Consider the following 12,242-nt stretch of genomic DNA (forward strand, 5'->3'; position numbering starts at 1 on the left):
AGATCTGAGGAATTTCAACGGCCGTTGCTCGTTCATATCTCGTTAATATTTGCTTAACGCGTGCGTCACTCATGCGTCAGGCTTTGCAACCGCGTTCCGGACAAAGTGTGATTGTCAATACAATCCACGGCTCAGGAGGAACACATGGAAACCCACGCGACACTCAATTTTGCTTCCGTGCGGCACAAAATCAAATGGGCGTTCACGACACGCCGTGCGTTGCGTTCGGACATCGCAGGGCTTGCCCCACTCACACCAGCCACCCTGCGTGCTGGCGACCTCATATTGTGTGAGGTCGCCAGTATTGGGCAGCACAAGAAGATTCAGCAGGAAAATCAGCGCTTGTCAGTTATGTATCCTGGCGATCTCGTGGTGGTCTGTCTCGGAGACCGCTACGCTCCGGATCAGTTCCTAGGAGCCGCAAAGCTAAGTGGCGACATGCTCGATTTGTTGGCTGGTGGCGGCTTGGCGGGCACAGTTGAAGCTGCTCATCACGCGATGTCAAAACCAACACAGCTGCGCCCCATAGGTGCGCTGGCGGATCGTCACGGCATTGTAGTCAATATAGACCGGTATGCGATCGATGCCGCAACCGTGCCGGAAAACATGACGGTGTTTGGTGTTTTTGGCGCATCGATGAATGCGGGCAAAACCACCGCTGCTGTCTGTCTGGCACATGGATTGATGCGCGCGGGCTATGAGGTGGCTGGAATCAAAGCTACAGGTACTGGAGCCTTCGGGGACTTCAATGCCTTTGAGGATGCTGGCATCCCGGCGAGTGATTTCACTGATACTGGCTATGCTTCCACCTTCCGGGTGCCCTTGGCAGATATCGAACAGTCCTTTGATACGCTGGTTGGGCAAGCGGCCCGAGGTGGTGCTACGGTGGCCGTGGTGGAGATTGCCGACGGAGTATTCCAGAAAGAAACCCGCGAAATCCTGCAAGACTCTTCAATCATCCGCCGCATGGATGGCCTGCTTTTCGCAGCTCCAGATGCACTTGGCGCTGTCGGCGGCACGCAGTTGCTCTCGACCTGCGGCCTGTCACCCTTTGCTATCTCAGGCAAGGTCAGCCTGTCGGCACTTGGTGCGCGGGAAGCAGGCCATGTCACCGGAGTGCCGATCTTGACACGGGAAGAACTGTGTACCCCTGGCGTCGTTACCGATTTGACCGCTCACCTGATGCGGAATGAACGAGTTGAGACACATTCGGATGGAGCGGTTGCCGCATGAGTGATTTGAGGCTTCCTAACCCTCTTGCCCGGCCACGAGGTCGGGCAATTTTCGCCATGGTGATGCTCGGTGTACTGCAGGCGGCATGTCTGTTTCTGGCGGCACTTTCCACACGAGGCCTGTTCGAAGCACTGCACGGAAGCGCTGATGTTCCATTTATGCTGGTGGGGCTCTTGTGTTTTTCGGCGGCTGCCACGGCAACTTGCAATGCGCTTGCGCGAACAAAGGCTGAAGCCATTGGACATTCTTTCGCTATTGAACTGCGCGAAGTCGTCTTTTCGGCGATTGCGCGGCTTCCACAGAAAGTTCGAAATCGCAGAAGCGTCGGCGGGCTCTCTTTGCGCTTTGTTGGGGATATGACCGCAGCCCGGGGCTGGGTTGGATTGGGAGTACATCGGCTGATTGTCGGGGCCTTGGTTGCGCCTGCAGCATTTACTTGCTTGTGGTGGCTTGATCCGCGCCTGGCTGCTGCGGGTGCGCTCCCACTGCTGGCTGCGGTTCTGCTTATGGTAGGACTCGGTACAATTCTTCGCCGACGCCACAGGCGATTGAGAAAAAGCAGAGCCAAATTGGCAATCTTTGCGATGGAACGGATCATGATGTCGGACGCTCTGACCCGGCTTGGGCGATTGCGCCGCGAATTGAAGAGCTTGAAGAAAGAGGGCAGGGCGGTCGCAGATAATTCGGTTAGTCGCATACGTCGCGTCTCATTGTTACGAGCCTTGCCTGATGCAGGTCTTGGTTTCGGTGGAGCGGCCATCCTTTGGACTGCTCTTAATTTTGAGGTTGCGCCGGGCACAACGGCTGGAGCGTTAGCAGTTTTGGGGATAGCTGCACTGCCAATCAAAGAAATGATCGGTGTTTGGGACCGATATGTAGCTTGGAGCGTGGCGCGAGCGCGCTGCGAGGCGCTTTTGGCCTCGACCGAAGAGGAACCATCACGTTCGTCTGTTGACGCTCCGATGAGCTTGTGGCTCAAGAAGGATGGTGATCTACGATTTTACTGCCCAGCTGGCCAGGTCACTGGTCTTTCGATCCTTGAGATTGACGACGCGGTAGACGCTATGCATTGCATCGTATCTGGTTCTGAGACCAGCGGCTGGGCCGCGGAATTCGATGGTGAATCTGGGTCCACACTGCAGGTTGGTTTTGTCAATGATGATCCTTCGTTATTGAAGGGATCTCTTCGTCGCAATCTCTCGCTTGGCTGTAAGCGTCGTCCGTCTGATCATGAGATAGAAGACTGCGCGCGCGCGAATGGTCTGGGTTCACTGATGGACCGACTTGGTGGTCTTGATGGGACGGTAACCGAGCGTGGTACCAATCTTACCGCGACTGAAAAACTGAGGATTTCCGTAGTTCAAGTGATACTGGCAGAGCCAGTTTGCATTGTGATTCAGAGCTATGTCTGGTCGCATTTGGCTGACCGCGATAGGCTTCTGCCGAACCTTGGAAATAACGGTGCGACCATCGTGCACACCTTGGGAGCAAAGGAGGCGCCGGGTACGGAGGTTTGGCTCTCGGACGGGTGCAGCGATCTGAAGCGGGCTGCCAGTCATGGCATAGTAGAGGGAGACAACAGAAAATGCGCCTGACCAGTGTAGTAACTGGATATACGTTTGGAGTGTTTCTACTTGCGCTACTGAGCGGTGGTCTGGCCTTTTGGGCTATTGACCGGACCAGCAATCATATTGAGCGTATGGCTCTGGCGCAGGCCTCTTATGAGGCACATCTTCGTCTGTCCACAAACGGTTTTCAGCTATTCAAGCACTACGGCAATACGCTTTTGACGCCCGACGTTGATGATGAAACAGAAACACGCGCGCTCGCTGACCAAATTCGGTCAGATATCGCGGAGATCCGAGGTATCATCGCAACTGAGATTGAGATGGTTGGCGAGGAAGAAATTGAAGAACTGGAACTTCTAGAACGCCTGGAAACAAAGCTCGAGGTATTGATCCGGCACTTTGAACGCCGGACGAAGATACAAACACTTAACGAAGCCAGTACCCGCTGGATGGCGTTTGTCGGTCTGCTCGGCAACGATACCGAGGCTGGGTTTCGTGCCTTGATGACAATGGCGTTAGACGAGGAGCAGGAAGAAGTTGCGGAAACACGGGAAGAGCTTCGCCAAGAGGTACTTTTGGTCACAACCATGGGTGGTGCGTTTATTGTAGTTGCTGGAGGACTGGCATTTGCGGCAATTCGGTTTTTCCATCGCAACGTGACCAAACCGCTTCAAGGACTGCTGAGCGGCGTGGAAGGCATGGAGCGCGGAGAGTTAGATAAGCGCATTGCTGTTTCAGGAAGCCAAGAGATAGATCAAGTCTCAGCTCTGTTGAATTCCATGGCCACAAAGGTGAGTGAGCGCCACCAGATATTGGAAGATAAAAACACCGATCTTGAAACCATCGTGAAACAGCGGACGAGTGAACTGGAGCGGCTCTTAGAGGAGGCTCGTGTCCAGTCTGGCGGGCGGCAACGCCTTCTGGCTGATGTCAGCCATGAATTGAAGACGCCGCTTACAATCATCCGCGGCGAAGCAGACATTGCCCTGCGCAACAGGCAGCCCGAGGTTAGTGAACTCCAGGAGGCATTGCGCCGTTCTAAAGTCGCTGCGGAGCATACATCGGCCATTGTCGACGACCTGCTTTTGATATCCAGGCAAGAAAGTGGCGAACTGAAGCTCAAGAAAGAGGCGAGCAACTTATCAAGGATCGTCCAGGATGCGGTTGCACTCTCACCAATTGTTTCTGAAATTTCTGAACCGGATGGGTCTATTCCAGTCAGTGTGGACCGCCTTCGTCTACGCCAGGCACTTCTGGCTGTGCTTCAAAATGCCAATAACCATGGGGCAACAACCACTATCATAACACTTAGTGAAAACGGGGATACATGTGAGATTTCTGTTGCAGACAATGGTCCAGGTATGAGTGATGCAGAGAAGCAAAACGCATTTGCTCGTTTTTACCGGGGATCCAATGCAGGAGGGAACCGCGATGCAGGCTACGGGCTTGGTTTGCCAATTGTAAAATCCATAGTTGAAGCTCACGGCGGATTGGTCAAACTGTCAGATAGTGAGTTCGGCGGATTGCAGGTTCTGATATCCTTGCCACTGCGCGCTCCATTGAGATCTGTTTCATGAATATTTTGATAGTTGAAGACGAAGATGGGATTGCCGATTTTCTGGTGCGCGGATTGAGAGCCGAGGGCATGATTCCAACTCATGCACAAGATGGCGAAACGGCGTTGGAGCTATTAGGAGAAAACGAGTTCGACGTGGTCGTATTGGATGTCATGTTGCCTGGTATCTCGGGCCATGAAGTTTGCACCAAGATGCGATTTCGCAAGGACTACACGCCGGTCCTGATGCTGACAGCCCTTGAATCGACACATGAAAAGATCGCAGGTCTAGAAAAGGGTGCGGATGATTATCTGGCCAAACCTTTCGATTTTGACGAGTTATTGGCCCGGATTGCGGCTCTTAGGCGGCGCTGCAAGACCTGGGTGATGTGTTGTGAGCCGGAAGAAAACGTAGGCCCAATAATCCTGGATAAAGACGCACAATGCGTCCGTGTTGATGGTGCACGTCAAGACCTATCCGTCAAAGAAATGGCCATACTTACGATGCTGATGACAAATAAAGGCAAAGTGATGAGTAGGGAGCGTATCCTTAACTCAGTCTGGGGTGCGACTGCGGACCCGTTGACGAACACAGTGGACGTGCATGTGGCAAGGCTTCGCAAGAAGATTGCGCCGCATGGTGATCTGATCGCCACCGTGCATGGAACCGGTTATCGTTTCGGATGAGGCCGGGGCGAAAAGGAGATGAGTGCGAAACCTACGGAATTTCAGGTCTCAGTGCGGTGTGGATGTAGTGTGAAGATTTGTGACCTGATGGGGCCGCGCTTTGCGGCTGCGGTCGGCGCAAACGGCAGCTGCAACTCATCTGACATGGCGGGAAGCGACTGAAAAATCAAAACATTTCGAACCGATCCAGCCAACACGTTGTTATTGCGAAAGCTGTGGAAATGCCACAACTGGCGCAGAATGAAGCTAAGGCGTGATTGAACCAATTTGTCAGAAAGACAGGAGGCTATGACACGCGAAAGGAGACAGACCATGATCCCAACAATCCTAGATGATCTTGTCGGCCAAATCCGCCAAGCTGCCGCATCAGAGGATCGCTCCACAGCTATTCGGGCTTTTCTGGAGGGAAGTCTGTCGCAGATGGATGACCTGGCAGACGCCATCGCGGCAACGGAAGAGGACGAGGTTATGCTGTTCGAGGATGAAAGCTGCTCGATCTGGACCTGTCGCTATGGCGCGGAAGTCGTTTTTGCACCGCACGAACATTGCATGTCGGTACATATCGCTGTCTATCGCGGTGCCGAGGTCGAAGTTCTTTACAAGAAAGAACCCGGGAAACTGCGCCACGGCGGCAACCGTATTGTTAAGGCAGGCGAGGTTGTACGCCTTGGGCCCGAAGCCATCCACGCGATCACGGCGGATGGCAAAGAACAAAGCTGCGCTATCCACGTCTATGAAGGTCCGTTGACACAGGTAGAAAGGGCACTCTTTGACTGGACCACCGGCGATGAAATCGAGTTCACAATGGAGAACTTCCATTCAATGGCGCGTCGCAAGGCGGATATGGCAGAGTTTGACTAACCTCGGAAAGCAAGATTGACCCCATGAAGATAACATCTGTGGACGTCTATTTCCTCGATGCCGGAGATCAGAGGGGTATGCGCAATCCGATCGTTTGTCGCATCCACACCGACGAAGGCATCTATGGTGATGGTGAATGCGGCATCGGCTATGGTGTCGGCTCGACCGCGGGGTTCGGCATGGTGGCCGATCTAGCCGAGATGATAATCGGCATGGACCCGATGGAGAACGAAGTCATCTGGGACCATATGTTCAAGGAAAGCATCTGGGGCCAAGGCGGTGGCGGCGTGGTGTTTTCGGGCATCAGTGCCATCGACATCGCGCTGATGGACATCAAGGGCAAGATGCTGGACCTGCCCTGCTATCAGCTGTTGGGCGGCAAGTTTCGCGAAGATCAGCGCGTCTATGCCAGCCAGCTGCAATTTGGTTGGGACGATAGGATTGGCCCGTTCGGCAAGGCGTCTGACTACGCCATGATCACCGAGTACGCTATGGCGCAGGGCTATGACGCGGTGAAGATCGACTTCACGATGTACGATCGTGAAGCAAATCTTATCCCGAAATCCGCTTTTGAGGGGATCGTGCCGAATGCGCTGCTGGCGCTGGTTGATGAACGATTGGCCGCGATCCGCTCTGCCTGTGGTGATGAGGTGGATATAATCGTCGAGAACCACGGTCGGACGGATGCTCCTGGCGCCATCGCCATCGGCGCGCTTTGCGATAAATATCGGTGTTTCGCCTATGAGGAGCCCACCACCCTAATAAACCCAGAGACGCACAGGTTGGTGCGGGAAAAGGTGAACACTCCGATTGCCTCGGGCGAGCGGATCTACTCCCGCTGGGGATTCATGAATTATTTCCGCGAGCACGCGATCCAGCTGATCCAGCCGGATATTTGCTGCGTCGGCGGGATGACCGAGGCCAAGAAGATTTGCGACATGGCGCAAGTGTTTGACGCCACAGTGCAAGCACATGTCGCCGGCTCGCCAATTTCGACCGCAGCAGCGCTGCATTTGCAGGCGGCAATCCCGAATTTCTGCATCCATGAACATCACTTCCGCTCTACACATCCCGACGTGGTTGCCCTGTGCAAACACGACTACCAACCGGAGAATGGCCGTTATCGCGTACCGGAAAGGCCTGGTCTGGGGCAGGAAATCTCAAACCAAGCAATCAGGGGAGCGTTCATGCACAAACGTGTCGCTTGAACTAGCTGAATTGGAGATCTTCAATCTAACCAAAGGGCCTGCGAAACAGATGGCTAGATGCAAGAATCAATTTCTCAGGATAGTATTAGTCAATTGTTGAATCTGAGATTCTGGCAATCTTTTTCAAAAGGCTGACGACTTGCTTGCGTTCATCCATTGAAAGCATCTCAAGAGTTTGGTCGTTTACTTGCCGAACGATTTTCGGAAGTTGCATCGCTTTTTCGCGTCCAGCATCCGTCAAAAAAATTAGAAACGAACGACGACTGTCCGGGTCGGGCCTTCGTTCAGCGTAGCCAGCTTCGACCAGCGCATCGATGTTTCGGCTCGTGAAATAGTCCGGGAAATTGAGTTTTTCACCCAAAGCCCTCTGGTTGATCCCATCTTCGTCAGCCAGCAGCATCAAGTTGGCGAACACTTTTACGTCGACGTCCACTTCTTTCAGCGCGTGCTTCATCCGAGCGTCGATTTCGCGGGCTAAGGTCTGGATCAGAAACCCGAAACTGTTTTCTCGAATGTGCTTTGTGCTTTTCATTTGGGTCATCAGGAATGCGCTCCTGATCATGGCCTTAATCCCTAATCTTGCATCCTGCAAGTGTTGCAGTGATTTTTGCATTTACAATGATTGTAAGTGCAAGTATTGCGATTACAAGTCAAGCAGCAGGTTGAGTCGGTGTTTATCAGTCGAAATAGCTGAGGTGCCGCGCTCATAGCCAATATCATGAGGAGTGCGGGCGATGCTCAAGCGGCAGGGTGTTTTGTTGATCTTAGGCCTGATCGCAGTTTTCGGGCTTCTGCATGTCGTGTTTGCGCCAACGGATCATGACTCGAGAACTACCGCTACGACCCTGCTAGGTGGGGCTGCGTTTCTCCTGATGACCTGCTCGGTAGTGTTGTCCACGCGCGCTCCGGTTCTAGAAGACTGGTTTGGTGGGTTGGATCGAATGTATCAGACCCATAGAGTTGTCGGAGTGCTTGCCGCTCTGCTCGCGCTTGTTCATTTTTTTGGCGTACCAAAGGAGCTTCCGGCGGGCGTTGATCCTCTGCAAAACCCGCTGGTTCCTTCTGCCCCACTTGGGATGTTAGGACTTATCTTTCTCGTAATCGGTCTGTTCATCGCTTTGAACAGAAAAATCCGATATTCCTTCTGGCGACCCACACACAAGATCATGGCGCTTGTATATGTGCTTGTGATCGGACATTTCTTCACAGCACCTCAGATCTTCTTTGTGCAGTTTAGCCCCTCCGGTTTGCTGCTGCTGGCCGCCGCAACATGCGGTGTGGTCTGCCTGATCTATTCAATATTCGGGATGAACAAGAGAACTGCGGCACCCTACACAATCGAGGCTGTTAATGCGCTTGAACGGGCCACCGAGATCGTCCTTAAACCCACAGGACCGCACCTTGACTTCAAGCCCGGTCAATTTGCCTTTGTTGAGATTGCAGGCAAAGGGTGGAGCGAGCCTCATCCTTTTACAATCTCAAGCGCTCCCAGTGATGGGCACTTGAAATTTACTATCAAGGTTCTGGGTGACTGGACGCGCAAGGTGCGCGAAGAACTGCAGCCTGGTGGTCACGTCAATGTTCGTGGGCCATACGGGCGATTTGACGCGACGAAGGCTGGAGATAAGCAAATCTGGCTGGCCGGTGGCATTGGATTAACTCCGTTTCTGTCAAAAATCCGAGCTATGGAGTCTGGGGATTCCCGACAAATTCATCTGGTTTATGCAGCTCGCGAAGCGCAGGATGCGATTTTTCTGGATGAACTTCGTGATCACGCTGCCCGATTGGGGAACGTCACGTTGGTGCCCTTGTTCTCAGACGAGGGGAACTTTGCTCGCGTAGACATGATGAAACAGAAACTGCCCGATCCCTTGGATAGCTATGAGTATTTCATGTGTGGTCCAAAGCCGATGGTGGACGGTTTGATGAAAGACCTCAAATCCGAAGGCGTTCCACGCAGCAAGATTCACACCGAGGCATTTGAGTTCCGTTAATCACCAATTCATCAGGCTGTATTTCCATGAAAAAGCTTCTCTCATTCATCGCTGAGATTGGAACCATCATGTATGTGGGCGGCATTCTATCCCACATTGTAATCGGTGCCATCAACGCACATCCATCTCCCGAAACAGCTGCTGTCATTTACCACTACAAGCTGCAGAGCGCTTACATTCTCATTCTGCCCGGTCTTGGTCTGAAAATCCTGGTCGATCTGATCCTATTCTTTGGCTTTGCAGAACGCGCCTGGTGGATGCGGATCAAACTTGCGATGACGGCCTTTCTGACAGTCAATGCGTTCGTTTTTCTGGTCCCGATGATGCCGGAACTGCTGGAGATGGCTAAAGCCTCAATCCCAGACGGCGAACTGAGCAAGGCTTTTCTCGACCGTGAAAACACTGAGAAGCTGGTTGGGATGTCGAACGTGATCCCCTTGGTTACAGAGATGATCATGGGGGCGTTCCGACCTAGGATTTCAAAGGCTGAACGGATGCAGTTGGTCGAACGGGCCTGACCACAACCTCTCAACCCCCAAGACGCCGAGGAATAGTCACATGAACTTCCGACCCCTGTTGTTTCTCCCCCCTCTGGCAATTGGCGTGGGCGGGTTCATGTGGCTAACCAGTGAAGACGCGGCGGAAGTAACACCTCCGGCTGAAACAGTAACGGTCGTGCGCACGATGGCGCTGACCCCAACTTCCGCAGTACCGAACGCATCCGGGTATGGTCGCGTCACTGCCGTGGACAGCTGGCAAGCAATTTCGCAGGTCGATGGGCGCGCAACCTTCGTGTCTCCTGAACTCGAGGTGGGGACAGTTATTTCAAAAAACACGGAAATTTTGCGGGTTGATCCCCGGGACTACGAAATCTCACTAGCGAGGGCGACTGCATCCCGAGACAGCGCCCAAGCTGCATTGGATGAACTGGAAGCGACCGAGCAAAACACGAAGGCTTCGATTGAACTGGAAACCCGCCTTTTGGATGTACGCAGGGCAGAGTTGGCGCGGCAAGAAACTCTGTTGGAACGCGGAAGTGCATCCCAGTCTGTTGTTGATACGGCTATCGGTAATTTGCTCGCGCAAGAAAAGATGGTTTTGAATCTTGAAAATGCGCTGCGGTTACTCCCCGCGCAGCGCGCCTCGCTGCAGGCTACGATCGACACCCGTGCTGTCGAAATCGAAGAAGCCGAGCGAGCATTGGCAAACACGACCATTACCACTCCACTCACTGGGCGTGTTGTAGCCAAATCGGTGTCACCGGGACAGTTCATTCGTTTCGGTGACACCGTAGCCACAATAGAAAGTACCGCCGCATCGGAAGTCACGGCAGAATTCCAAACTCGTGTTCTTGGCAATTTGTTCACAACGCTAAGAGGTATTGAACCCATCGATGCGCTGCGAGGTATGGATGTATCTGATGCTTTTGATGTGTTGCAGAGCTTTGACCTTCAAGCAGAAGTGCGCATGTCTGTCGCAGGCGAGGTCTACGCATGGCCAGCTGAGCTCGTTCGGTTTGATGGCAGCGCAGACCCGACAACGGGAACGGTTGGTCTGGTTGTCCGAATAGAAAGCCCAAGCGTACCAAACCCCGACAGACGCGGGCCACCGCTTTCAAATGGCACCTTTGTTGAAGTCCAAATATCTGCGCCGTCCGCGCTAGAGGCACTGCGTGTCCCACGCGCAGCTTTGCATACCGATGGACCAACCCGCTTTGTCTATGTTCTGGACGATGAATCCCGGCTCGAGCGGCGGGAGGTGGAAACTGGTTCGGTTCAGAACGACGAGGTCATTGTCCACAAAGGTCTCGCAATCGGCGATCAGCTCGTCTTGTCCGACCCCCGACCCGCAGTCATTGGTATGTTGTTGGAGCCTGTTGAGGAATCTACAGGCCAAGAGTCATGATCGCATACTTCACACGGCATCCCGTCGCAGCAAACCTCGCCCTGATCGCTGTCTGTTTAATCGGCCTATCCACACTGCTGGACATGGAGCGTGAAAGCTTCCCGGAATTCACTGCGTCCGAAGTTTCGGTCTCGGTCGAATTCCCGGGCGCGTCGGCCAGCGATGTGGACGAGCAAATCTGCCTTATTCTCGATGAGGCGTTGGGAGCAGTTAACAATCTAGAAGAGATTGAGTGCCTGTCTGTTGAAAACCTGGCGACGGCCACCCTCACTATGGCGGAGAACGGAGATATCGGGCAATTTTACAACGATATCTCATCAGAAGTCTCCAGTATTAATGATCTACCGTCAGAGGCCGAACTTCCGTCGGTCAGCATTCTTGGTCAAACGGAAGTGATCGCATCTGTAGCGGTTTCGGGCATTGAAACACATGATGGCCTGATTCAATACGCTGACGCGTTTGCGGAAGAATTAGCCAATTTGCCAATGATCGCGACCGCCGAGGTCACGGGTATATCGGAAGCCGAATACCGTATTTCGTTTGATCAACTGGCATTGCGACGGTTTGGGCTTAGTCCGAAGGACGTCGCTGACGCTGTTGAGGCGCGCAGTTTGCGCGCGCCCTTAGGTACAGTCGCAACGACGGGGCGCGAGATCACCCTGCGCTACTTCGATGCGCGCCGTTCAGCAACCGACCTGGAAAACTTGGTTCTGGTGGAGACGCCGGAAGGCGGGATCGTGCGTCTGGTAGATGTGGCTGAGGTCACATTGTTTGAAGCCGCACCAGAGCAGCAGTCTTTTATTGACGGGGATCGGGCCGCAATCATTCAGGTCAGCAAACGCAAAACCGATGACGCCATTAAGGCCTTTGCACAGGTGTCTGACAAAATTGCGCAAGAAGAAATGCGGTATCCTGCGCCGTTTCGAATTACGGTCGTCAACAATTTGACCGAAACCGTTGAGACCCAGATCAATCTGGTTCTAGGCAATGCTGTCCAGAGTTTGCTGCTCGTGGTTTTGGTCATGTGCCTGTTTTTTTCCGTGTCCGAAGCAATTTGGATTTCATTCTCGCTGCCGTTTTCGTTCCTCGGTGGTATTTTCCTCATGGGTCTGGTCGGGGTGACGATCAACACGATCTCTTTGATCGGATTGCTGATGGCAATCGGTCTGATCATGGATGACAGCATCGTCATAGCGGACAATATCGCGAAATGGCGCCAGAAGCTGGGGCC

At 53.4% G+C, this 12,242-nt stretch carries 11 protein-coding genes; 10 read left to right on the forward strand and 1 reads right to left on the reverse strand.

Going from position 1 to position 12,242, the window contains the following annotated elements:
• The first annotated feature begins 144 nt into the window (after positions 1-144).
• The 6 genes from ACR0IV_RS19220 (at position 145) to ACR0IV_RS19245 (ending at position 7,112) form a co-directional block, all read left to right on the forward strand.
• Entirely contained in the window at positions 145-1,233 is a 1,089-nt protein-coding gene (locus tag ACR0IV_RS19220) for a P-loop NTPase family protein (RefSeq protein ID WP_170624871.1), read from the forward strand.
• The gene (locus tag ACR0IV_RS19225; RefSeq protein ID WP_170624872.1) at positions 1,230-2,828 is read left to right on the forward strand and encodes an ABC transporter ATP-binding protein; all 1,599 of its coding nucleotides are present in this window, start codon (positions 1,230-1,232) and stop codon (positions 2,826-2,828) included. Before ACR0IV_RS19220 ends, ACR0IV_RS19225 begins: the two co-directional genes overlap by 4 nt.
• The gene (locus tag ACR0IV_RS19230) at positions 2,819-4,378 is read left to right on the forward strand and encodes a sensor histidine kinase (protein WP_170624873.1); all 1,560 of its coding nucleotides are present in this window, start codon (positions 2,819-2,821) and stop codon (positions 4,376-4,378) included. Before ACR0IV_RS19225 ends, ACR0IV_RS19230 begins: the two co-directional genes overlap by 10 nt.
• Positions 4,375-5,043 (forward strand): response regulator transcription factor, encoded by a 669-nt coding sequence (locus ACR0IV_RS19235; RefSeq protein ID WP_170624874.1) that lies wholly within the window; start codon positions 4,375-4,377, stop codon positions 5,041-5,043. The genes ACR0IV_RS19230 and ACR0IV_RS19235 overlap by 4 nt, the downstream gene beginning before the upstream one ends.
• Positions 5,044-5,355: 312 nt before the next feature.
• The gene (locus ACR0IV_RS19240) at positions 5,356-5,904 is read left to right on the forward strand and encodes a cupin domain-containing protein (protein WP_170624875.1); all 549 of its coding nucleotides are present in this window, start codon (positions 5,356-5,358) and stop codon (positions 5,902-5,904) included.
• A 23-nt stretch (positions 5,905-5,927) separates the two neighbouring features.
• Entirely contained in the window at positions 5,928-7,112 is a 1,185-nt protein-coding gene (locus tag ACR0IV_RS19245; RefSeq protein ID WP_170624876.1) for a mandelate racemase/muconate lactonizing enzyme family protein, read from the forward strand.
• 85 nt (positions 7,113-7,197) lie between these two features.
• On the opposite strand, the gene ACR0IV_RS19250 is transcribed toward ACR0IV_RS19245, so the two are convergent.
• A complete protein-coding gene (locus ACR0IV_RS19250; RefSeq protein ID WP_170624877.1) occupies positions 7,198-7,653 on the reverse strand; it encodes a MarR family winged helix-turn-helix transcriptional regulator in 456 nt (151 codons plus the stop codon).
• 193 nt (positions 7,654-7,846) lie between these two features.
• Here ACR0IV_RS19250 and ACR0IV_RS19255 point away from each other — a divergent pair, with 193 nt between their 5' ends.
• From ACR0IV_RS19255 to ACR0IV_RS19270, 4 genes are all read left to right on the forward strand, one after another.
• Complete coding sequence (locus ACR0IV_RS19255; protein WP_170624878.1) at positions 7,847-9,106, forward strand: ferric reductase-like transmembrane domain-containing protein; 1,260 nt, start codon at positions 7,847-7,849, stop codon at positions 9,104-9,106.
• Between the two features lie 26 nt (positions 9,107-9,132).
• Positions 9,133-9,624, forward strand: coding sequence for an enoyl-CoA hydratase (locus tag ACR0IV_RS19260; RefSeq protein ID WP_170624879.1), 492 nt, complete (start codon positions 9,133-9,135; stop codon positions 9,622-9,624).
• Positions 9,625-9,709: 85 nt separating this feature from the next.
• A complete protein-coding gene (locus ACR0IV_RS19265) occupies positions 9,710-11,011 on the forward strand; it encodes an efflux RND transporter periplasmic adaptor subunit (RefSeq protein WP_480659624.1) in 1,302 nt (433 codons plus the stop codon).
• The coding region (locus ACR0IV_RS19270; protein WP_480734422.1) for an efflux RND transporter permease subunit at positions 11,008-12,242 on the forward strand (1,235 nt) is incomplete at its 3' end. The genes ACR0IV_RS19265 and ACR0IV_RS19270, both read left to right, overlap by 4 nt.

Source organism: Ruegeria sp. C2 (assembly GCF_056537765.1).

Bases quoted from the DNA above. Each gene is read 5' to 3' on its own strand.
- ACR0IV_RS19220 (WP_170624871.1), top strand. From the start codon at position 145: ATGGAAACCCACGCGACACTCAATTTTGCTTCCGTGCGGCACAAAATC.
- ACR0IV_RS19225 (WP_170624872.1), top strand. From the start codon at position 1,230: ATGAGTGATTTGAGGCTTCCTAACCCTCTTGCCCGGCCACGAGGTCGG.
- ACR0IV_RS19230 (WP_170624873.1), top strand. From the start codon at position 2,819: ATGCGCCTGACCAGTGTAGTAACTGGATATACGTTTGGAGTGTTTCTA.
- ACR0IV_RS19235 (WP_170624874.1), top strand. From the start codon at position 4,375: ATGAATATTTTGATAGTTGAAGACGAAGATGGGATTGCCGATTTTCTG.
- ACR0IV_RS19240 (WP_170624875.1), top strand. From the start codon at position 5,356: ATGATCCCAACAATCCTAGATGATCTTGTCGGCCAAATCCGCCAAGCT.
- ACR0IV_RS19245 (WP_170624876.1), top strand. From the start codon at position 5,928: ATGAAGATAACATCTGTGGACGTCTATTTCCTCGATGCCGGAGATCAG.
- ACR0IV_RS19250 (WP_170624877.1), bottom strand. From the start codon at position 7,653: ATGACCCAAATGAAAAGCACAAAGCACATTCGAGAAAACAGTTTCGGG.
- ACR0IV_RS19255 (WP_170624878.1), top strand. From the start codon at position 7,847: ATGCTCAAGCGGCAGGGTGTTTTGTTGATCTTAGGCCTGATCGCAGTT.
- ACR0IV_RS19260 (WP_170624879.1), top strand. From the start codon at position 9,133: ATGAAAAAGCTTCTCTCATTCATCGCTGAGATTGGAACCATCATGTAT.